At 39.4% G+C, this 22356-nt stretch carries 16 protein-coding genes and 1 tRNA gene; 9 read left to right on the forward strand and 8 right to left on the reverse strand.

The annotated features are described in order from the left end of the window. Positions 1-12: 12 nt before the first annotated feature. Genes purT through C7391_RS06425 form a run of 3 tightly spaced genes read left to right on the forward strand, consistent with a single transcriptional unit; the run spans position 13 to position 4022 of the window. A complete protein-coding gene (gene purT, locus C7391_RS06415; RefSeq protein ID WP_133517714.1) occupies positions 13-1326 on the forward strand; it encodes a formate-dependent phosphoribosylglycinamide formyltransferase in 1314 nt (437 codons plus the stop codon). Then, on the forward strand, positions 1319-3499 hold the full coding sequence (locus tag C7391_RS06420) for a KAP family P-loop NTPase fold protein (protein ID WP_166627434.1): 2181 nt from the start codon (positions 1319-1321) through the stop codon (positions 3497-3499). Before purT ends, C7391_RS06420 begins: the two co-directional genes overlap by 8 nt. After that, positions 3474-4022, forward strand: coding sequence for a phosphoribosyltransferase family protein (locus C7391_RS06425; RefSeq protein ID WP_133517716.1), 549 nt, complete (start codon positions 3474-3476; stop codon positions 4020-4022). The genes C7391_RS06420 and C7391_RS06425 overlap by 26 nt, the downstream gene beginning before the upstream one ends. 66 nt (positions 4023-4088) lie before the next feature. Here the strand turns inward: C7391_RS06425 and C7391_RS06430 are convergent, their stop codons facing one another. Together C7391_RS06430 and C7391_RS06435 are read right to left on the reverse strand one after the other, a co-directional pair. Then, positions 4089-4286, reverse strand: a complete 198-nt coding sequence (locus tag C7391_RS06430) for a hypothetical protein (RefSeq protein ID WP_133517717.1) — start codon at positions 4284-4286, stop codon at positions 4089-4091. A gap of 148 nt (positions 4287-4434) precedes the next feature. Beyond that, positions 4435-5643 carry a homocitrate synthase family protein gene (locus C7391_RS06435; protein WP_133517718.1) on the reverse strand — a complete coding sequence of 403 codons (1209 nt, stop codon included), beginning with the start codon at positions 5641-5643 and terminating at the stop codon, positions 4435-4437. 372 nt (positions 5644-6015) lie between these two features. Between C7391_RS06435 and C7391_RS06440 the strand changes: the two genes are divergently transcribed. Continuing rightward, complete coding sequence (locus C7391_RS06440) at positions 6016-7227, forward strand: nicotinate phosphoribosyltransferase (RefSeq protein WP_133517719.1); 1212 nt, start codon at positions 6016-6018, stop codon at positions 7225-7227. A gap of 128 nt (positions 7228-7355) precedes the next feature. Then, positions 7356-8249: a class I SAM-dependent methyltransferase gene (locus tag C7391_RS06445; protein WP_223611014.1), complete on the forward strand. Its 894-nt coding sequence runs from the start codon at positions 7356-7358 to the stop codon at positions 8247-8249. 79 nt (positions 8250-8328) lie between these two features. Here C7391_RS06445 and C7391_RS06450 read toward each other — a convergent pair. The 6 genes from C7391_RS06450 to uvrA form a co-directional block, all read right to left on the reverse strand. Next, positions 8329-8400, reverse strand: a tRNA-Gly gene (locus C7391_RS06450). A 66-nt stretch (positions 8401-8466) separates the two neighbouring features. Continuing rightward, positions 8467-8631, reverse strand: a complete 165-nt coding sequence (locus C7391_RS08355) for a hypothetical protein (protein WP_166627435.1) — start codon at positions 8629-8631, stop codon at positions 8467-8469. 806 nt (positions 8632-9437) lie between these two features. Further along, on the reverse strand, positions 9438-10247 hold the full coding sequence (locus C7391_RS06455; protein ID WP_133517721.1) for a DUF1638 domain-containing protein: 810 nt from the start codon (positions 10245-10247) through the stop codon (positions 9438-9440). A gap of 237 nt (positions 10248-10484) precedes the next feature. After that, positions 10485-13862, reverse strand: coding sequence for a hypothetical protein (locus C7391_RS08465; protein WP_208107073.1), 3378 nt, complete (start codon positions 13860-13862; stop codon positions 10485-10487). Between the two features lie 281 nt (positions 13863-14143). Beyond that, entirely contained in the window at positions 14144-14980 is an 837-nt protein-coding gene (locus C7391_RS06465; RefSeq protein WP_133517722.1) for a DUF1638 domain-containing protein, read from the reverse strand. A 650-nt stretch (positions 14981-15630) separates the two neighbouring features. Further along, on the reverse strand, positions 15631-18624 hold the full coding sequence (gene uvrA, locus C7391_RS06470; protein ID WP_133517723.1) for an excinuclease ABC subunit UvrA: 2994 nt from the start codon (positions 18622-18624) through the stop codon (positions 15631-15633). A gap of 430 nt (positions 18625-19054) precedes the next feature. Here uvrA and C7391_RS06475 point away from each other — a divergent pair, with 430 nt between their 5' ends. The 4 genes from C7391_RS06475 to C7391_RS06490 all read left to right on the forward strand — a co-directional run bounded on the left by C7391_RS06475 (position 19055) and on the right by C7391_RS06490 (position 22226). Then, positions 19055-19489 (forward strand): hypothetical protein, encoded by a 435-nt coding sequence (locus C7391_RS06475; RefSeq protein WP_133517724.1) that lies wholly within the window; start codon positions 19055-19057, stop codon positions 19487-19489. Between the two features lie 136 nt (positions 19490-19625). Then, entirely contained in the window at positions 19626-20051 is a 426-nt protein-coding gene (locus tag C7391_RS06480; protein WP_133517725.1) for a hypothetical protein, read from the forward strand. Positions 20052-20310: 259 nt separating this feature from the next. After that, a complete protein-coding gene (locus C7391_RS06485) occupies positions 20311-20529 on the forward strand; it encodes a hypothetical protein (RefSeq protein ID WP_133517726.1) in 219 nt (72 codons plus the stop codon). Positions 20530-20852: 323 nt separating this feature from the next. Then, a complete protein-coding gene (locus C7391_RS06490) occupies positions 20853-22226 on the forward strand; it encodes an MATE family efflux transporter (protein ID WP_133517727.1) in 1374 nt (457 codons plus the stop codon). Positions 22227-22356 lie beyond the last annotated feature (130 nt).

The following is a 22356-nucleotide window of genomic DNA, read 5'->3' on the forward strand; positions in this document are numbered from 1 at the left end:
ATTGGTGATTCTTTGGTAACAATCGGTACTCCTCTTTCGGAAAATGCAACAAAAGTTCTTCTTTGCGGCTCGGGCGAGCTTGGCAAAGAAGTTGCGATTGAGCTTCAGCGTCTCGGCGTGGAGGTTGTCGCGCTTGACCGCTATGAAAACGCGCCGGCCATGCAGGTTGCGCACCGCTCTTATGTTCTTCAAATGACGGACGGTGCAGCACTTCGCGAAATTATTGAAAAGGAAATGCCGGATTTTATTGTTCCCGAAATTGAAGCGATTGCAACCGATACGCTGGCTGAAATTGAAAAAACCGGCATTCGCGGCAAAAAAATCAAAGTCGTGCCGTCGGCAAAAGCGGTTCAATTAACAATGAATCGTGAAGGAATCCGCCGCCTGGCCGCTGAAAAATTAAAGCTGAAAACATCCGCTTATTATTTCGCCGAATCCGAAGAAGAAGTTCAAAATGCTGCCAAAAAACTCGGATTCCCGTGTCTGATTAAACCGATTATGAGCTCTTCCGGCAAAGGACAAAGCGTGATTCGAAGCGCTTCTCAAATCAAGGACGCGTTTGATAAATCTCAGCGTGAAGCGCGTGGTAGCAGCAGCGGTGACGGCAGCGGTGACGGCAGCGGTAACAGTAACGGTAACAGCAAACCAATGAAAGTGATTGTTGAAGAATTCATTGAATTCGATTACGAAATTACGCTTCTCACGGTTCAAAGCGTGTCGGGAACGATTTTCTGCGAGCCGATCGGCCACGTTCAAATCAACGGTGATTACCGCGAATCCTGGCAGCCTCAAAAAATGGATCCTGTTGCGCTTAAACGCGCGCGAAATATTGCCGGAAAAATCACAAAAGCACTCGGCGGTTACGGCATTTTCGGCGTCGAGCTTTTTGTGAAAGGCAAAACCGTTTATTTCAATGAAGTTTCCCCGCGCCCGCATGATACGGGAATGGTGACAATGATTTCCCAAGATTTGTCTGAATTTGCGCTTCATACACGCGCTTTCTTAGAATTGCCGATTCCGGCAGAAACCGTGAAAGGAAAGAAAGGCAAAAAATCCGGTTTCAAAGTTGTGAAATTAAATGGGCCGGCGGCATCAAAAGCAATATTCAGAACGGGAACATCAAATAAAATCTCATATTCCGGATTGGAAAAAGCTTTAGAAGAAAAAGAGACGCAGATTCGTTTGTTCGGGAAACCTGAAATTAAAGGTGAGAGAAGGCTTGGAGTTGCTTTGGCGAAAGGGAAGAGTGTGAAAGAAGCACGGAAGAATGCGAGAAAAGTCGACAAGGCGGTTTGTATTAATTTAAATGGTGTTGACTATGACTGAGTTAAATTCAGATTTACCGATAGATTCAGTAGAGGATGACTTGCTGGAAAGGTCAACTTTTGCAACAGAATTAGCTGAAACAATATTGTGTTATACATCTCAAAATAGTTTTACAATTAGTTTAAATGGGAAATGGGGGACAGGTAAAACATCTGTTATAAATATGATTGAATCTGAAATAAATCGGTTAAATCATCTTAACTTAAATAAAATGTCTGATGAGCGAGAATATTTGAAACCAATTATTTTTCGTTTTAACCCTTGGATATTTTCTGATGAAAATCAATTAGTTACAGAGTTTTTTAAGCAACTTTCAAGTGAAATTTTAAAAAGCCCTTATTCTAAAATTACAAATGTTGCTAATGCTGTAATTAAATATTCTGATATATTAAATCACGTCCCTGTGACTTCAAATATTAAAATCGGTAGTGTTTTTAAAAAACTTGGGGTTGAGCTAAAAAATTACTCTGAATTTAAAAATGAAAACGTGAAAATTATTAAACAAGATTTAATTGAAAAATTAAATAATGCAAATATTAAATTAATAATTATAATTGACGACATTGATCGTTTAACAAACAAAGAAATTTGTATTATTTTTTCACTTGTGAAATCAATAGCTAATTTTCCACATACGATTTATTTGCTAGCTTTTGATCCAGAAATTGTATGCAATGCGCTTAGAGATACCCAACTTAAAGATTCTGGTCACAAATATCTTGAAAAAATTGTGCAGTTGCCAGTGGAATTACCAATCATGAATCAATCAATATTGTTTGATTTATTAATTGAGAACTTAAGGTCAATAGTTGATGATGATACTAAAATAAACCAAAGCAAATTTGATCGACTGTATCGTAATGGATTGCAAGATTTAATTGTTTCATTTAGAGATATTTCGAGACTCTCAAATTCTTTTGGAATTAAATATTCATTATTAAAAAATAAAGTTGACATTGTTGATTTGTTTTCAATTACGGTTATTGAAATTTCAGAACCTAATGTTTATTCAAAATTACCCTCTTATAAAAATTTGTTATGCGGTGGTTCAAATGGAATGTCTCTTGAGAATGATAAGAGGTTAATTGATGTCTGTTGTGATAAATTAACTTCTAATTTGAGAGAAAAAGACAATAAACAAAAAATAATTGATATTTTATCAGTCATGTTCCCTAAAATCAAAGATGTTCAAGCAAATTTGAATTTTTATAACACATATGATTCGAAAAGATCATTATTAGAAAATGAAATTTGTAATCCTGACCATTTTGATAAATATTTCCGTTTATTTATTGGTAAAGATTTTTCTTCAGGTGAATTACTTAATTTGGTTTTTGAATCTGATGAATCAGAATTAGAAAAGAGAATATTAGAAATCAATGATTTAGGACAAATGGATCTGTTTTTAAAACATTTGCAAGCAATCATTCCAACATCTAATATTGATTCTTTTACGCGAATTCCATTAATTTTTAATATATTGTTGAAAAATTGGTCTAAATTTAAAAATGATGATGTGAAACTATTTGGTATTTCTATCCACGAACGGTTAAAATTATCAATCCGAGACATGTTAGATCCGATAGATGATAATTCTAAATTTAAATTAATAATGTCTGAAGTTAATAATCCTGAAGTAACTTTGTCAGTTATAATTTCAATAATGTTAATCTATGAAAAAAATAAAACACAATATAGTGATATTCAAAGTTTTAAAAACCTTGAAGAGTGTGTTTTAAAACGTATTCAAAAAGAAGCCAATGATGGCTTTTTTCCAAATGATAAAGGTATATTGAAAATTTTAGGATACTGGAAGAGAACAAATTTAGAGTCATATCTTAAGTGGAAACAAAATTATGAGTATACTGATTTTAATTTAGCAAGATTAATCTCATCATGCGTATCTAAAGGAACTATTTCTGGAACATCCACTTATGAGGTCTGGAAAGTGTATTTAGATTACATTGATGAATATTATCCTCACGATGAAGCATATACCCGTATTTCAAAATTTGTCTTAACTCCCGATTTTAATAAATTTGATTCTGATCTAAAAGAGAATATTGCAGCATTTTTAATAAACAGTAGTACAGATTTAGAAGATATTACAATTAAATTAATTAGTTCCAAATTAGCTGAGATTAAAAATGACACAGCCTTACTCAACCTATGAACTCGAAGTTGCCGGTCTCACTCGTCATCTTCCGATTTGTCCTGTCAACGAACATTTAGATATTGCCGGTTTCGTCATTTTTTCCGATGTCGAACTGACAATCGCCTGTGCTGAAGAACTTCTTAAAAAAGTGTCGGACTATGATGTTTTGCTCACGGCTGAATCCAAAGGCATTCCACTGGCATATGAAATGTCCCGCGGGTCCGGTAAAAAATATATTTTGGCGCGCAAAAGCAAGAAACTTTACATGCGCGATCCTGTGGCGATTGACGTGAAATCCATTACGACTGAAAAAATGCAGACGCTTTATTTGGATGTCGGCGATATGGAATATTTGAAAGGCAAACGCGTGCTTTTGGTCGATGATGTTGTCAGTACGGGTGAATCCATGGCGGCAATGGAAGAATTATGTCAAAAAGCAGGCGGCACGGTTGCCGGGAAAGCCGTGATTTTGGCGGAAGGCGATGCTGCCGACCGTGAAGATTTAATTTATCTTGAAAAATTGCCGCTTTTTTTCAAATGAATAATTTTGATTGAAAAATTCGTTTTTATTTAATTTTAAAATTGGATCATCCGTTTTGTTTTATTCTTAAAAACGGTGTTGTTCGCGCGCGGCGGCGTGGCCGGCAACGGCAACAACGCAAACGGCAGGTAACAGCACAACGCAAACGGTAGGTAACAGTGCCCACGTTCGCGAAGCGAACGGATGTGATAAAAAAGAGCAGATGCACGCAGAAACGCAAACTGTAACAACAAAAAGATAATTTGCAAACAAAAATCGGTTCATTATTTTTGCTGTATCGGCTGAGTACGAATCCGCAAATTTCCATTCCTCACTTCGCTTTGCTCAGTTTGGAATGAAAATTAGCGGGCGGTTGATCCGGGTTTAATTCTTTATTAAATCGTTTTTCAATCAAACCCTTTCAATCAAACCGTTAATTGTTTTTCAAAATATTTTTTATTAGTTTTTCCAATTCGTCACGTTCAACGCTTCGCTGTTCGGTTTCGGTGATGATTTTGATTTGGTCGAAAAGGGTTGTGAAATTGTCTTCATCCAGTTCGTAACCGATGTCTTTGATGATGCCGGCAAGGGCTTTTGTGCCGGTGTGTTTGCCGACGATGAGGTTTCTTTTGCCGCCAACCATTTCGGGGAGGAAAAGTTCGTATGTTCTCGGATTTTCGAGAATGGCGGCGACGTGGATTCCGGATTCGTGCGAGAACGCGTTTTGGCCGACAACGGCTTTGTTGATGGCGACATCGAGTTTGGACGCGTCTCTGACTTCATGGGAAAGGTCAACAAGCGTGTGAAGATCGTAGCGGTCAATGCCGTATTGGACGCGCAGGTTCATGAGAACTTCTTCTAAGGCGGCATTTCCGGCGCGCTCGCCGATACCGTTGACGGTGGTATGAAGCTGGAATGCGCCGGCTTCAGCGGCAGCCAGCGTGTTGGCAACGGCAAGACCCAAATCGTCATGACAATGCATACAAATTTTCGTCTTCTTCGTGTCAATCGCATTGTAAATCTGATCCACCAAATAAGTGGCGGTAATCGGGTTTAAGATACCGACGGTGTCGGCAACGCTGATGTAATCGGCATTTCTCTCTTCCGCCATCTTAAAAGCGTCAATTAAGCGCGGAATCGGTGTTCGGGTTGCGTCTTCAGCGGCGAATCTGACGCCGATGCCGTGATCTTTGGCATATTCAATGGCGTTCATAGCTACGTCAAGCATTTCATCCAAACTTTTGTGATATTTGTATTTCAAATGTAAATCCGACATTGCCAAGAAAATGCTGACAAAATCAACATCACAGTCGACGGCGGTTTCAACATCCTTTTGCGTTGAGCGGCAGAGGCAACAGATTCTGGCATCCAAGCCCATGTTGGCGATGGATTTGACGACATCTTTTTCAGCGTCTGAGACGACCGGAAAACCGGCTTCGATGACATCAACGCCGATATCATCCAAATGCTGCGCAATGGACATTTTTTGTTCCTTAGAAAAAGCGACGCCCGGTGTTTGTTCACCGTCTCTGAGTGTCACATCGCAAATTTCAATGTCAATGTCTTTGATTTTGACAAAATCCATTAAGCTGTTGCGGCAATAATCGGGATATTGTTCCTCATTATGTGCTTGATTTTTCATTTTAAAATTCCTTTGTGATTTCTGTTTTTATTTTCGTTTTACGTTTCGTTTTATCGTTTCAGCTTCATTTTATGTTTTATTTTCATTATTTCCCTGAATGAAACGGATAATTATGATATTTTTAAAATCTTTTAAAATCAATTTACAAACACTTTGATAAGATAGATATTAAATTTGAAAATTTAAAAAACGAGTTCGATAAGCTGTTAAAATGTATTTGTTTATTGATTTTTTAAAAATCGGTTAATTCATTAGTAAAACAGAAAAAAAAGGGTATAAATATTTATGTCTTTCGTCCCTTTAGAGTTACTCTGAGTATTCTTTTTAATAATTTGAGAGCGCTTTTATTACAAAATTCGGGATTTACATATTATGGCGGCGGAGCAACATTTTGAGGCAGAGCAACAATTTGATTTTGAAAAATACACTGACAAATATTTTTTAAGAGCTTATGAAATCCTTCAAAAAGAAAATTTAAATCCTTTTGTCCGCGCTCAGGTTTTTGTCCGAAAAGGTCCCGGAATCATGGCCGGCATGGAAGAAGCCGTTTCATTCATCCGCAATCATTCAAATTTGGAAAAAAACGGCGGCCGCATTTACGCGCTTTCCGACGGCGAACCGTATGAACCGCTTGAAACAATTTTGATGCTGGAAGCGCCGATTTTAGATATTGTCCGTTTAGAAACCGTTTATCTCGGCATTATCAGTTCTTCTTTGGCTGTTTTTAATGACAAACAACAGCTTGATCTTCAAAATGTCGAGAAGCGAATGAAAACAATTGTTGACGCTTCCGAAAACCGTCCCGTGACTTATTTCGGCGCGCGTCACTGGCATTATCGTGATGATGCTGCCATTTCTAAAGCGGCGATTGATGCCGGCGCAGTCGGCGCGTCAACCGACATCGGCGCGGTTTACGCTCACAAAGAAGGCAGCGGCACAATTCCGCACGCGCTTGAAAACATTTACGCGTGGAAAGACGGAAAAGAAAACGCCGTCAAAAACGCAACAATCGCTTTTGACAAACATATGCCGGCGGATGTTGCCCGCGTGGCTTTAATTGATTACAATAATCAAGAGATTGATGATACTCTTCAAACGGCAGCGGCTGTTCCGTCTTTGGCGGCGATTCGAATTGACACATGCGGTGAAAATATCGGGCAGGGTGCTCTTTCAATGAATGATCTTGACGGCAAGAGCTTGGCGGAAATTGACGCTTTATTGGCTGATTTCTTCGGGAAAGCCGTTTCGGTTCCAAAAGGCGATGAAAAATATTGGTTCGGAAACGGCGTTTCCGTCACAGGCGTTTATGCCGTTCGAAAAGCATTGAATGAAAACGGGTTTGAAAAGATTCAAATTATGCTTTCGAGCGGCTTCGGTGATGTTAAAAAGGTCGAAGCGTTTGTGAAAGCCGAAAAAATTATCGGGATGAAATTATTTGACAGTCTCGGTGTCGGCGGGATTTATGATTCCCGTGATTCAACCATGGATATTGTCGCAGTCGGCGAAACGATTGAAACAATGGTGCCGATGGCAAAAGTCGGAAGAGCGTACAAACCGAATCCGAGATTGAAAAGAATTGTTTGAATTATTTATTGAATTATTTGAATCGTTTAATTGAATCGTTTAATTGAATCGTTTAATTGAATCGTTTATTGAATCATTTATTTGAATCTTTTAAGTTGTGTAAATTTAATTTTTAAAGGGTGATCGACGTGGTGAAGCCGCAGAAGTTGAGAGAATTTGCAGCTTATTATCTGTCCGAATTTCCCGATGAAGCTGAATCGGCGGGCATTTCATTGACGAATGATGAAATAAACCGGCTGCCGGCAAACAAACAAAAAATCGGTGACATTTTAGTTGTTTCAATACCCGATTCTCTTTCTCATAAAAAACAGGAAATCGGCAAGCTTCTTTTGCTGATGGATGAAAAAGCCCGTTTGGTTCTAAACGACGGCGGTATTTCCGGTCAATTCCGTATCCCGAGTCGTGAAATTATTTGTTGCAGAAGCGGTGAATCGGATTCGACAGAAACGATCCATAAAGAAAACGGCTGCAAATTTAAGCTGGATGTTGCCCGAATTATGTTTTCCAAAGGCAATTTGGCGGAAAAGAGAATTCTAACAAACGAATGCATGGGGGAGGTTATTGTTGATATGTTTGCCGGCATCGGTTATTTTTCAATCCCGATCGGCGTTCATTCAAATCCGTCAAATCCTCCGAAAATTATCGCCATAGAGTTAAATCCGATTTCTTACAGGTATTTGTGTGAAAATATTCGTTTAAACGGCTTAGAAGAAGTTATTGAGCCGATTTGCGGGGATTGTCAAACGTTGACACCTGAAAATATCGCGGATCGCGTTTTGATGGGGTATGTCGGGACAACGCATGAATTTTTGGAAACCGGAATTAAAGCAATTAAAAAAGAAGGCGGTCTTTTGCATTATCATGAAACTGTTCATGAAAAAGATTTCCCGGAAAGGCCGGTTCAAAGAATTACGGAAGCGGCTGAAAAATGCGGCAGAAACGCTGTGATTTTAGAGTCGCGAAAAATAAAAAAATATTCGCCGGGCGTTTATCATGTTGTTATTGACGTTGAAATCCAATGAATTTCAAAACTATTAAAAGTAATAAAAAAAGTAATATATAATTTATATAAAAGAAAATCGTAAAATTAAAGAAGAAAAGTGCATCGACCGGGATTCGAACCCGGGTTTGCGGCTTGGAAGGCCGCAGTCATAGCCACTAGACCATCAATGCAAATTGTAATCGCTGTCAGAACAGCAATCATTAGAGATATTGATTTTATTTAAATATTGTGGTGAGTTATTCCGCCGCTGTTTTTGTTTTGTTTGAGATCAAATCTGTTTTGAGGGATATTTTTTCAGATTGATTTAAATTCAATTGTAAACGGCTTATATTGATTATAATTTTACTTTCGTTGTATTTTTTATTAATTGCATGGGATGAATCTCCAACGCCTTCTTTCACTCGCTTCGCTCATGAAACGCGTCGTTGGAGGCGGTTGTTTTGGTTTTTCAATTATTATAGAGCCCAAACATCTTTTTTTAAAAAATTAAAGAAAAAACGAACGCCGTTAAAACTTTGAAAAACAACCGTTTTTTGTTTTTGGGTTTTATCAGGCGTTCGGGTTTCAAAAAATAATAAAAGCGATGTTTGTCGCTTTAGTTTAAAATAAAAGTCCAAGTACGACCGCAATTCAAGATTTTGTGAGCGCAGCGAACAAAATTGAAGAATTGCGGATTATACCGCGCCGTTAATAAAACTAAATCTAATGATTTTTTATAAGTATAAGTCGACTGATTTTGTCGTTTATTGAACGGATTGATGGAATCTCCAACTCCTTCTTTCACTCGCTTCGCTCGTGAAACGCGTCGTTGGAGGTGGTTGTTTTGGTTTTTCAATTATTATTATCGAGCCCAAACATCTTTTTTTCAAAATTAAAGAAAAAACGAACGCCGCTAAAACTTTGAAAAACAACCGTTTTTTGTTTTTAGGTTTTATCGGGCGTTCCGGATATCAAAAATCATAAAAACTGATGTTTGGCTTTTGTAATAAATTAAAAGTCCAAGTACGACCGCAATTCAAGATTTTGTGAGCGTAGCGAGCAAAATTGCAGAATTGCGGCTTATTCCACGCCGTTGCTAAAACCAACTAATCAGCTTGAATTTAATTTCAATTAATAATCTGCTGCTTTCTGTTTATTCAACGGATGGGTAAGAAACTCCAACTCCTTCTTATTAAAAATGAAAAATAGAGCGAAAAATAAAATAATTTTATTCTTTCGGCATCAATCGGTTTTTGACTTTTTTATAACAATCTTCAAATAAACGCTGATGACCGCCGCTCATTTGTATGACGTCCAATTGGTATTTGTCGGCGAATGATTGAATATTTTCTTCAACGCCGGGCGTGTAATGGAGACCGGTTTCGAGGTTGGCGACTTGCTTGTAGCCGGAGGATTCGAACATGAATTTGTTCAGTTCAAACATTTGCTGATCGGTGAATCCGGCGGAGGCTTGTCCGAAACCGAAGAAATCTTTGACGGCGTAAGACGCGTACATCGGGGTTAAAATGAATGTGCCGACGCCGTGAAAGCTTTTGAGAACTTTGGCGTATTCCTCACGGCCGCCGAGAACGCCGCCGATGCAATCGTCAATAATAATGCCGTCTTTGTCTCTGAGAATAATGACGGGACACGCGTCGTTTTTGAAATCAGACTCGACGTCCGCTAAAACGTTGCCGCAAAGGCCGTAAAATAAGAAAATCGCATCCGCTTTCGGCATAAAAACAGGAATCTCTTCGTAAACGCGTTTTTTCAGCATTTTCGGAACTTCGTGAAGCCCGAGATCCAATTGCCAGACAACAAGCGTTAAGCAGCCGGAACAATTGTGATCGGAATCCGGCAAATCTTTGACATCCTGAACCGTTCGGTAAGAAATGTTAAAACTTTCCAGTTTTTGAACAAACTCCTCATGTTCACCGTTTTCAATCACAATCACTTCGGAAATATCCGAATCTTTCTGAATCAAATAAACGATTTCGTCCTGAAGCATTTTGCAGGCTAAAATACCCATCACGGTCATATCACACACATCCGTTGCCGACAATTTTCGGCATTTTTTTCGGGTTCAGCCACTCTTTCGTTTTTCGGTTCTGTTTTTCTTTTCCGTTTTTTACAACAAACAATGAAAATAAGTGCTTATGGTACTTGAAGTTATTTTAATAAAAAAAACAAGAACAAAAAAAGAACAAAAAAAGAACAAAAACAAAAAAAAGAAAAATGAAACTCAAAAAATGAGTTTCACTTACTTATGTTTCACTTACTTATTTTTCCTGTAAAAATAAACGCCGGCAACAATACAAATTATCAAAATGCCGCCGATTACAGCCCAAATGAAAAATGATGTTTTTTCCGGCGGTTCTTGTGTTTGAGAATTATCGGTCACATCTTTTTCATTATCGAATCCTTGATTGCTTTGGTTTGAATCAGTTTGACCGGGTTGAGACGGCGTTTCATTCTCAACAACTTTACCATTGCCGAAACCTTTGCCACCGTTTTGATTTCCGGAAAGTGCAAGTTTAACAGAATTCATTTCTCCGACACGCGGACTGTCAGTACTTTCCTCAATTTCGAACGAATTTGTAACCGACGAATAATCCTCCAACGAAAAGTTGAATTCCGGCTCCCCAACAGGAAGCCAAAGCGTTGCCGTTCCGTCAGCAAACAAAGTTCCATCAAAGTCGGAAGCAAGTCCTGCTGCATTAATTCTGTCAGTCGCATCTTCTCTTGTCGTTGCTGAATAATCGCCTGATTTAATCAAAGCACCTGAAAGACCGTTTCCATCGGAATCTGTTACTGTAAATGAAATCGGAGAAACAGGATCATCATTTGAATTTTTGAAAATAGCCTTTGCTGTTGACGGCTGATTCAAAATTAAAACGTTGCCGCTTTCGATGATAACATTTGCTTTTTCGTCATCGTTACTTTTACCAAAACCGGGAGCACCTCTGCCGACACCTCCCGAAATAACAATAACATCGGTTCCTGTGCCGGAAATATTAATGGAATCTGTAATTGAACCGCCGCTGGTGCCGCTGCCGCCGAAACCGCCGCCGCCGCTACCAATACCACTGCCGCTACCACCGCTGCCGCGACCCCTGCCGCCGGTCGCAGTAATAACACTACTATCATTAACAATAATTGTAGTAACAGAGCCGCCGCGGCCGCTGTCGCCGAAACCGCCGCCGCCGCTTCCGATACCACTGCCGCCACCTCCATAGGAGCCAGAACCACCTATTGCTGTAACAAAACTATTTTGAATTATAATTTTATCAGCAGCACCTGCATTAGTACTTGTATCTCCACCGCCGCTACCAATACCACTACCACCACCATCATTTCCAGCTCCTCCTTTCGATATTATAAAACTATTTTGAATCATAATAATACCACAGGATTCATGGCCGTTACTGCCAATTCCACTGCCACCACCGCTGTTGCTTTGGCCGTCATCACCAATGCCCCCTGTTGCCGTCAAACTTCCTTTTTCGGGATTATCATCTAAAGAGGAAATTGTAATTTTACACTTATCAGGAACTTCCAATCCGGCTTGTCCTGCTTTGGTTGTTGAATTAGTTCCGCCGGTCAAATAATTGTCACCTGACAAAATTAATTTGACATTTGCTTTGTTTTGTAAAGAGAAAGCAGATTTTGAAGAATTATAAACGTTGATTTCATCTATTTGAATTTCAAGCGGATTGTCGAGAACAACGCCGTTACCGTTAACAATGACTGTATTTGATGTTACTGTTTCCGGTGTTTTCTGATTAATGGAAATCGGATCAGTGACTAATTGTTGAAGGGTACCTTCTTTTAATTTTATATTGACATGAGTTTTATTAACAACAGTAATTATCAGTTCATCTTGAATTATTGAATTGTTGTCAAGTTCAAGATCTTCACCAAAAATAAATGAGTCTAACTCAACATTTTCATGCTTGTCAAACGGTAAAGTTGTTACTGCCACATCAACCGACTTAGTTGAATGCTTATATCCGCCGGATGAAAAAATAAAATCTCTGCCAATACTTTCAGGAAGCCACATTGTCACAGATCCGTCTTCATAATATTTCGTATCAGGGAGCGTAACTGACCCCAATCGGTCAAAAGCATTTGCGCGCGTCATTGCCGAATATGTTCCCGATTGAATCTCTGAATTCGGAAGGTTTGGACCGGCCGAAGCTTTTACCGTAAATGAAATCGGATAAACGGGGTCAGCATTTGAATTTTTGAAATCAGCCTTTGCTGTTTCCGGCTGATCCAAAATCAAAACGTTGCCGCTTTCGATGATGACATTAGCAGCAGCTCCGTCATTGCTTTTGCCTGATTCCCGGGCACCTCGTCCGATTCCGCCCGAAACAACAATAATATCTGTTCCTGTGCCGGAAATTTTAATGGAAGTAACAAGACCACCGTTACCGCCGACGCCTGCACCACCGCTACCGATTCCACTGCCGCCGCCATTAATTTCGTCGATGCCCATTCCGTCGCCGCCTGTTGTAGTAATAACACAATTATCCTCGATAATAATTGTAGAAACAGAGCCGCCGTTACCTCCGCCGGAGCCGCCGCCGCCGCCACCGCCACCGCCTGTGCCGATTCCACTGCCGCCGGCACCGTTGCCGCCGACACCGCCGGGGTTGCCGCCTGTTGCGTAAATTTCACAATTTTCTTTAATCATAATTGTATCAACAGAACCACCGTTGCCGCCATTGCAACCGGTACCTCCTGTGTTGGTCCCTCCGCCGCCGCTTCCAATTCCACTGCCGCCGCCGCCGCCGCCTTTGCCGCCGGTCGCGTAAATAACACAATTATCTTCAATAGTAATTGTAGAAACAGAACCGCCTGCGCCGCTGTCAATATTACTGCTACTTCTGCCACCGCCACTTCCGATTCCACTGCCGCCACCACCGAAGCCACTTTTACCTCCTGTGGCTGTTACAATACTATTTTGAATCGAAATTAAACCGGTAGAACCGTCCTCTGCTTTAAATTTCCCGCCGCCGCTGCCGATTCCACTGCCGCCACCATCATTATTTCCTGGTCCTCCCGTCGATATTATCCGACAATCTTTGATTGTGATTATACCGCATTCTTCAAGAAAATTGCTGCCGATGCCGCTGCCACCATCGTTTCCACCGGTTGCATTCAATTTTCCATTTTCAGCATTATAATCTAAAGAAGAAATTGTAATTTCACAACCGTCGGGAACTTCTAATCCGGCTTTACGTGTTCCACCGGTCAAAATATTGTCACCTGATAAAATCAATTTGACGTTTGCACCGTTTTGTAAAGAGAAAGCCGATGTACCATGTGTCACACCGCTGATATTTACATTTTCGATTGTGATTTGGATTTGTTCGTTAATGCCGTTTCCGTCAACAACAACAATATTTTTTGTTTCAACAGCCGGTGTTGACTGCTTGATTATAATCATTTCAGCAAATGAAATGTTTTCGAATGCTGAAGTGCCATCGACTTTAATGTCTAAAGAATCAAAAGTGCCATTTTTTACAATGGTAATATTTCCGGTTTCAATTTCAATTTCTGCGGCCGAGGCCGTTCCCGTCATTAATAAAAAAATTAACAAAACAATTCCCAATAACGGTAAAATACCATATCTTCTTTTTTCGCTCATAAAAAACCCTTTTTTTAAATGTTTTTTAAATTTAATTTCAAAAATTTAATTTCAATTTTGTTATCGGTTGAATCAAAAACAAATAATTAACTGTAAAAATAAATAAACAAAGAAATTATTAATATTATATAATATTTTGTAAGGGGTATGAATGAAGATTGAAAATAGAATAAATTGATACAATAATAAAAATGAATGAATTCATAGAATAAATGTTAGAAAATAAAAAAAATAATATAAATTAAAAAACAAAATATAAAAAAGAATAATAAATTCTAAAATCAAGCGGCTGTCGTCTCTTTTTGAATAATTTTGTCTTTTAATTTCTGATAACAGTCATCGAAAATCTGTTGATGGCCGCCGTCTAAATCGAAAATTTCAAAGCCGTAGGTGTCGGCGAAACGTTTCAGCTTCGTTTCCGTATCTTTGGTGTAATGCAAACCGGTTTCAAGTCTCGCGACGCGTTTGTAATTGGACGCTTCAAACATGAACTTGTTCATTTCAACAATTTGTTCTTCCGTTAAACCGCGACGGTCTTTCGCGTAATTGAAAAATTCATCAATGGTATCTTCATACATCGGCGTGAAAATAAAAGTGCCGACGCCGTGAAAACTCTTTAAAAGATTCAAATACGGTTTACGGCCGCCGATTGTCGCGGCGATGCAATCATCAACGATTTCGCCCTCCGGATCGCGAAGAATGACGATCGGACAAATATCTTTGAAATCATCCTCAACGTGACCCAAAACATTTCCGCAAAGCCCGTAAAGCAAATAAATGCCGTCCGCTTTTTTCGCGAAAATTTCTAAATCCCGATAAACTTCGTCCTTCAAAATTTTCGGCTTTTCATGAAGCCCGAGCTCCAAATTCCAGACAATTAAAGAAATTCCCGCGCCGGCATCAGCGTCATTTTGTTTCTCCCTGTCCGATAAATCCGGAATCGAGTGAATCATCGGCGCCAAAGAATAAGTTTTGCCGACCTCATCCAACTTTCGAATAAACTCATGATGCTCACCGTTTTCAACAACAGTTACATCTTTAATTTCAGGATCATTCAGAATCAAATAAACAATTTCATCCTGAAGCATCTTACAATTTAAAATTCCCAGCACAGTCATACATTTCGCCTCCGAGATCGCTGAATCAAATAAAATTGATTATAATTCGTAAACAAATATATCCTCTTTAAATGTAAATAAATGTTTTGAAAAAAGAACCCATTTTTCTCAAAAAATAGTGAAGAGAATATGGTGTAACAAAATCAGTTACATAATTATTCAAACCCGTAATTAAGTCAAAGAAAATAAATTAAAACTGATTTAAAAAAGATCAAAAAATAAAAATATCAAAAAAATGAAAAGATCAAAAAATCGAAAAAAAGAAAACAATAAATTAACAGATGAAACAACCGTTTTCATTAACAATAAAAACCGGAACAACCACCCGCTAATTTACGTTCCGACCTGAGCAAAGTGAAGGGAGGAACGGAAATTTGCGGATTTCACCCCTTCTTTAATAAAACTTAATTGAGAGAATACTTTTTAAAATTCAGCTCGAGCACCGTTTTTGATCTATTTTTTAGATCTGCCGGGTTCGCGCGCGCCGCTGCTGATTCAGTGCAAAATATCGAAAGCTGCTTTTCGTTTTTGCTGTATCGGCTGAGTACGAATCCGCAAATTTCCGTTTTCTCACTTCGTTCAAAAACGAAAATTAGCGGGTGGTTGTATTGAGTTTCAGTAAACTAAAAGACGGTTGTTGGGATTTTAAATTAATCCTTCGAAACCGCCGCTTTTTTTGTCTTTTTCTTTGCGGCTTCCGTTTTGGCACCGGATTCCGTTTTGGCTTTTTCCATCATCGGCTTCAAGTATTGAGCTGTATAACTTTTTTTGCTCTTAATCAATTCTTCGGGCGTTCCTTTTGCGATAATCTGACCGCCATCATTTCCGCCTTCCGGTCCCATGTCAAAGATGTAGTCGGCGCATTTGATGACATCCAAATTGTGCTCAATCACAATCACCGTGTTGCCCATGTCCGTTAAATCATTCAAAACGGAAATCAATTTTTTGACATCATGGAAATGCAAGCCGGTTGTCGGCTCATCCAACAAATAAACCGTTTTGCCGGTCGCTTTCTTGGAAAGTTCGCGCGTCAATTTAATGCGCTGTGCTTCACCGCCCGAAAGCGTTGTTGAACTCTGGCCGAGTTTAATGTAATCCAAACCGACTCGTGCCAGCGTATCCAATTTATCGTGAATGTACGGCACCTTTTTGAAATGTTCCAAAGCCTCGGCCACTGTCATGTCCAAAACTTCCGCAATGGATTTGCCGTTGTATTTGACTTCCAGCGTTTCCTTATTGTAGCGCGTTCCTTTACACTCCTCACACTCGACATAAACGTCCGGAAGGAAGTTCATTTCAATTTTAATCAAACCGTCGCCCTGACAAGCCTCGCAGCGTCCGCCTTTCACGTTAAACGAAAACCGGCCGGCAGCATAACCGCGCACCTTCGCTTCCTTCGTCGCGGCATAAATTTCACGGATTTTATCAAAAATTTTCGTATACGTCGCCGGGTTTGAGCGCGGCGTTTTGCCGATCGGATCCTGGTCAATTACAATCACTTTATCCACTTTCGTGTCAAACTGAAGAGACGAATACTCGCCGCATTCCATTTTTGAATGATAAAGAACATGCATCAGTGCCGGGTACAGCGTATCATAAATCAAAGTTGATTTTCCCGAGCCGGAAACGCCCGTCACAACCGTCAAGACGCCTGTCGGAATATCAACGGACAAATTCTTAAGATTGTGCGCTTTTGCGCCTTTCAGACGAATAAATGTATCAGAAGTTCTGCGCGCTGCCGGAATCGGAATATAATCCGTGCCCGACAAATAACGGCCTGTCAAAGAAACCGGATCCTTCAAAATTTCATCCGGCGTCCCGGCCGAAACCACATGACCGCCGGTAACACCCGCGCCCGGTCCCATGTCAATCACATAATCGGCGTTTAAAATCGTATCCTCGTCGTGTTCGACAACGACCAGCGTATTTCCCAAATCACGCAAATGGCGAAGCGTTTCAATCAAACGGTTATTGTCCCGCTGATGCAATCCGATGGAAGGCTCGTCCAAAACATAAAGAACGCCTGTTAAATTTGAGCCGATTTGCGTTGCCAAACGAATGCGCTGCGCTTCGCCGCCTGAAAGCGTTCCGGAATTTCTGAACATCGTTAAATAGCCGATGCCGACCTGATCCAAGAAGTGAAGACGCGTTTTAATTTCTTTCAGAATCAAAGAAGCGATTTCTTGCTGCTTTTCTGTCAGCGGCATGTTTTCAAAGAAATCAATGGCATCTGAAACGGATAATTTGGTAATGTCAATGATATTGTAACCGTCGATTTTAACCGACATCGCTTTTTTATTCAGCCGGTCGCCCTCACAAGTCGGGCATTTCGAAACACGCATAAATTTTTCAAATTCCTGGCGGCGGTAATCGGATTCCGTTTGAGAATAAAGCCGGAGACACTGCGGCATAACGCCTTCCCACTTATTTGATGACGTGTAATTAAATTCACCGTTGTTCATTTTCATATTGAATTTAATTTTATCATCGGAACCGTACATCAAAGCGTTGTATTGCTCTTCCGTTAAATCCTGAATCGGCGTCAGCGCTGAAAAACCGTAATGTTTGGCAACGGAAGCTAAATGCTGTTGGCGGTATCCGTCAATATAATTTTTATAAATGGCAAACGCGCCATCTGCAATGGAAAGACTGCGATCGGGAATGATGAGGTTTTCATCAAATTCCATTTTAAACCCGAGACCGTTACATTCCGGGCAAGCACCGAACGGACTGTTGAATGAAAACATACGCGGCTGCAATTCTTCAAATGCCAAACCGCACTCGGGGCAAGCCATTTTTGAAGAATATGTCACTTCAATGATTTCTTCGTCGTCTTCACCGTTGTCATCAAATGAATTTTCATCAATTGTTCTCTTTTTGAGAACTTTTTGATAAAGTCCGCGCGTTCCTTTTTCTTTTCTGTAAGAATTCGGTTTTCCGACAACATAAACAAGACCGCCGGATCTCTCTGTTGCCCGCTCGCAAGCTTCCACCAAACGGGAACGCTCGTTTTCATCATCAACATCAATGCGGTCAATGACGATGTCAATGTCATGCATTTTATAGCGTTCCAAATCGATTTCTTCATCGGTTCTGTAAATTTCTTCATTAACGCGGACACGCGCAAAGCCTTCGGCATTCAAATCGCGAATCAGCTGCTGATACGTTCCTTTCTTTTTCCGGACAATCGGCGCAAAAATCGTGACCATGCCTTCAAATTCAGCGAAAACCAAATCCGCGATTTTTTCGGGAGACTGGGATTCAATTTTGAGATTATGGTCGGGACAATAAGGTGTTCCGACGCGTGCAAAAAGCAAACGGAAATAATCGTAAATTTCAGTTACGGTGCCGACGGTACTTCTCGGATTTTTGGAAGTTGTTTTCTGCTCGATTGAAATGGCCGGTGACAGGCCTTCAATGCTGTCAACGTCGGGTTTATCCATAATGCCCAAAAATTGACGGGCGTAAGAAGACAAAGATTCCACGTAGCGGCGCTGACCTTCAGCATAAATCGTATCAAATGCCAATGTTGATTTGCCGGATCCGGAAACGCCGGTGATGACGGTCAATTGGTTTTTAGGAATGGTGACGGAGATGTTTTTAAGGTTGTGTTCCCGAGCACCTTTGATAATAAGTTTGTTCATAATAGATCCTGAAATTGTTTTTTAAGAATTAATTTATAAATAGTATATATAGAAGTTTAGTTTTATTTTTTTCAATATTATTGTTTTGACCGGCAGTAAAGAATAAAAACTTACTTATTGTGCGGTGAAAGTACTCAAAATGAGTGATGATTTTACGAGATTGTAGGATAAAATATGATAAAAATGATGTATGAAAAAATATAAAAATAGATTATTAAATATAAAATAGTGAAAACATATTTAAACTGTTAAGCAATATGCTAGATGTATTCCTAATTGGATAAATATATTTATAATATAACATATTAAATATTAGAATTATAATTCATATTTTTGATTAATTGAATGAAAATATGTATATAAACGTAGTTGGAAATATATAACTGCAATTAAATTTACAAACCTGATTCCAAATATTGAGGTTTATAGTATGGTTAAAACAATTCAAAGAAAGATTACATCCGCATATTCACTTTGGCTCTTCGTTGTGTTTATCGCGATGATTGCGTATTTTTTATTAATCGGAAACGTTTTTGAAACATATGAAGATGCTATGCCCTGGATTTTGGGATACATCGCTCTTGCCATCGTCGGCAACATCGGCATGTTAATTGCAATGTACAAGTTTTTGGTTCCGAACAGAGACGGCTTAAAGTTTGTTGCTGTTTATGAAATCATTTTTGTTATCATTATGATTTTGAGCTACCTCATCATGTACATGCAGTGGATTCCCGAAAACGGATACGGTAATCTTAACTTCCCGACACTTTTGAACGCGGTTTTGCCGTTTATGTTCATCTTCCTGATATTGGCTGAATTCATTTTATCCAAGGCTCTTCGTTTGATGCCTATCAAAGCAGTTTAATATCAAAAAATCATTTAATGTAAGTAATAAATAAAAGATCGGCATTGCCGGTCTTTTTTTTTGGTTTTTTCCTGTCATTTTTTATAATTTATTTTTATAATCTTGAATGAAATTAATTTTAAAAGCGGGGGATTAAATGAGTCTGTCAAAACAAGAAAAGCTCGGTATTGTGAATTTTATTTTAACAATTGTTGCAATTATTTTAATCAAATATTTGTCAATGTACATCCCATGGCTGCCGACCGCAGCTGACGGAACGGTGGAAATTGTTCCTCTTGCGATTACGACAATCATTGCCGTTTTGGCGATTCATGCCATCACCTGGATCATATTGGTACGGTATTTCAACATCAACAAAGAAAAAAACAGCAAGACCGTGTTAATTATCTATGAAATCTTGTTCCTGCTCTCTATTGTCGTTTTGTATATCAGCGTCGCCTATGATTTCCTGCCGGCATTTCTCAGTGAAAACATGTTGTCCGGAATCGGCCTCTTCATTATAATTCAAATGGCGCTCAGCATTTTCTTTACATACGCTGTTTCAAAAATTCCGACAAAATAAAATGAAGATCCCTTCATTTTTTGTTTTATTTTCTTTTTTTATTGCTTATTTTTATTGTTTATTTTTATTATTTATTTTTCAATTTTTTACTTCCGCGACAGTCGCTGCATGCGAGACACACCGTTTTTGAATTTTATTTGAAATGAGAATTCTTTTTTCAAAAAATATTTCAAAAACAACCATGGTTTATCAATTTTCATGAAACCCAATACAACCACCCGCTAATTTACGTTCCGACCTGAGCAAAGCGAAGAGAGGAATGGAAATTTGCGGATTCGTACTCAACCGATACAGCAAAAATGAAAAACTGTTTTACAATCTATTTACTTCATTTACCTGCTTCGCTACATTCATTTGCTTTGCTGCGCTCTTCTTCTTCTTATCGCAGCCGTTCGCTTCGCGAACGTGGGCATTGTTACCTGCCGTTCACATCGTTCTGCTACCTGCCGTTTGCATTGTGCTGTTACCTGCCGTCTGAGTTGTCGCGGCTACCTTCCGTTTTCACTCCAATCTGCCGCCGCTGTGTCCGCGCGAGTCTGCTCAATTTTATAATTTATACAAAAACCATCTCGGGTTTTAAAATTTTTAAAAATGCCTCCCTCAATCATATAAATCTGAAAAAGCGAACCTTTAAGTAAAACAAAATGATTAGTCAGGGTGTACGCGGAGGTATTGTTACAATACCGGATAAGCGAATTTGTCTTTTACGATGGTCATTCATCGCAAAACATCGGATTTCGCCTGTTCGGCTTTTCTCTGCGCTTGAATGATGAATGATTATTGTAAGGACAGGAGTTCCTTATGTCAAGCGCAATTTACGCACAAAACCAAAAGCAAAAAAGTATTCAAAAAGAATTTCTCTTATACGTTATCCCGTCCGTTATTTCGATGGTTGTCTCCTCACTGTATGTTATTGTCGACGGTGTTTTTGTCGGCCGCGGCGTCGGAGAATCAGCATTGGCCGCTGTTAACATTATTTATCCGTTTAACATGCTCCAAATCGCGATGACCATGTTGATTGCAATCGGCGGCGCAAATTATTTTTCACGATACATCGGTGAGAGAAAACACAAAGAAGCCAATAACTTCTTTCTTCAGAGCATTATCGGCCTCATCTTAATCAGTATTCTGATAAACGTTTTTGTTCTGATTTTTCCGGAGCAAGTTGCGTCTCTGCTCGGCGCGGATGAAACGCTTATGCCGCTTGTTCTTCCATATTTGAAATGGATTGCTTTATTCGGCATCATTTACATGCCTGGCTTAGGCTTAAGTATTTTTGTCAGAAACGATGGCGCGCCGAAGCTTGCAATGATCGGAACACTCGCCGGAGCCATCCTCAACATTATTTTGGATTATGTTTTTATCATGGAATTCGGATGGGGAATCTCCGGAGCGGCGATTGCGACGGGAATCGGCGAAACCATTGCCGGGTTCATCTTTTTGATTCATTTCCTGAAAAAAGACAGAATGCTTCGCATCAGAAAACCCGTTTTTAAAATCGGTAATTTGAAGAAAATAACACTCAGCGGAATACCTTCCTTTTTAATGGAATTCAGTCAATCCGCCGTTGCATTCAGTTTCAATTGGGCGATTCTTCTGTTTGTCGGAACAATCGGCATTTCAGCGTACAGTGTCGTGATGTACGTCTGCTCCATTTTCAACATGTTTCTCATCGGAATTATTCAAGGAGCGCAGCCGTTGCTCAGTTTTAACTACGGCAGCCGGAATAAAGAAAATGTTCAAAAAATATACAAACTCGGATTAGGATCGAATTTAATTTCCACGTCCTTGTTTTATTTTTTCGTCTTTTTCTTCGGCAGTCAGCTGGCCGGCATTTTTCTTCCGGGAAATACTGAATTGATTCAAATGTCTTCTGAAATGATGAAAATTTACATGCTCGGATTCTTCCCGATCGGCATTTCGTTAATGAACATTTTGTATTTCCAAGTAACAGAAAAAGAAGGCAGGTCCATTCTCATTTCAGCGCTTCGATGTGTCGGGTTTGTTCAGCTGTTTTTGCTGATTCTGCCTCAAATTTTCGGCATATATGGGCTTTACGCCGCGTTTTTCTGCGGGGAAATGTGCAATTGTTTGCTGTCAGTCGTTTTATACAAACGGTCACGGCGAAAAGAAAGGCGACAGACGGAATCTTTAAAAAATGTTTCAGTTGCTTGATTTGTATCAGTTGCTTGATTTATCCGATTTTTTAGTCGGTAATTTTTAAGCAACTTTTAAATCAACTTTTAAGCAATTTTAAGCAACTTTTAAGCAATTTTCAACTTTTAAGCAACTTTTAAATATGAAT

The sequence above is a fragment of the Methanimicrococcus blatticola genome (assembly GCF_004363215.1).
In the GTDB taxonomy this organism is placed as follows: domain Archaea; phylum Halobacteriota; class Methanosarcinia; order Methanosarcinales; family Methanosarcinaceae; genus Methanimicrococcus; species Methanimicrococcus blatticola.

Bases quoted from the DNA above. Each gene is read 5' to 3' on its own strand.
- C7391_RS06465 (WP_133517722.1), bottom strand. From the start codon at position 14,980: ATGACTGTGCTGGGAATTTTAAATTGTAAGATGCTTCAGGATGAAATT.
- C7391_RS08465 (WP_208107073.1), bottom strand. From the start codon at position 13,862: ATGAGCGAAAAAAGAAGATATGGTATTTTACCGTTATTGGGAATTGTT.
- C7391_RS06435 (WP_133517718.1), bottom strand. From the start codon at position 5,643: ATGAAAAATCAAGCACATAATGAGGAACAATATCCCGATTATTGCCGC.
- C7391_RS06420 (WP_166627434.1), top strand. From the start codon at position 1,319: ATGACTGAGTTAAATTCAGATTTACCGATAGATTCAGTAGAGGATGAC.
- C7391_RS06475 (WP_133517724.1), top strand. From the start codon at position 19,055: ATGGTTAAAACAATTCAAAGAAAGATTACATCCGCATATTCACTTTGG.
- C7391_RS06455 (WP_133517721.1), bottom strand. From the start codon at position 10,247: ATGACCGTGATGGGTATTTTAGCCTGCAAAATGCTTCAGGACGAAATC.
- C7391_RS06485 (WP_133517726.1), top strand. From the start codon at position 20,311: ATGGAAATTTGCGGATTCGTACTCAACCGATACAGCAAAAATGAAAAA.
- C7391_RS06480 (WP_133517725.1), top strand. From the start codon at position 19,626: ATGAGTCTGTCAAAACAAGAAAAGCTCGGTATTGTGAATTTTATTTTA.
- C7391_RS06425 (WP_133517716.1), top strand. From the start codon at position 3,474: ATGACACAGCCTTACTCAACCTATGAACTCGAAGTTGCCGGTCTCACT.
- C7391_RS06490 (WP_133517727.1), top strand. From the start codon at position 20,853: ATGTCAAGCGCAATTTACGCACAAAACCAAAAGCAAAAAAGTATTCAA.
- C7391_RS06440 (WP_133517719.1), top strand. From the start codon at position 6,016: ATGGCGGCGGAGCAACATTTTGAGGCAGAGCAACAATTTGATTTTGAA.
- C7391_RS06430 (WP_133517717.1), bottom strand. From the start codon at position 4,286: ATGAACCGATTTTTGTTTGCAAATTATCTTTTTGTTGTTACAGTTTGC.
- uvrA (WP_133517723.1), bottom strand. From the start codon at position 18,624: ATGAACAAACTTATTATCAAAGGTGCTCGGGAACACAACCTTAAAAAC.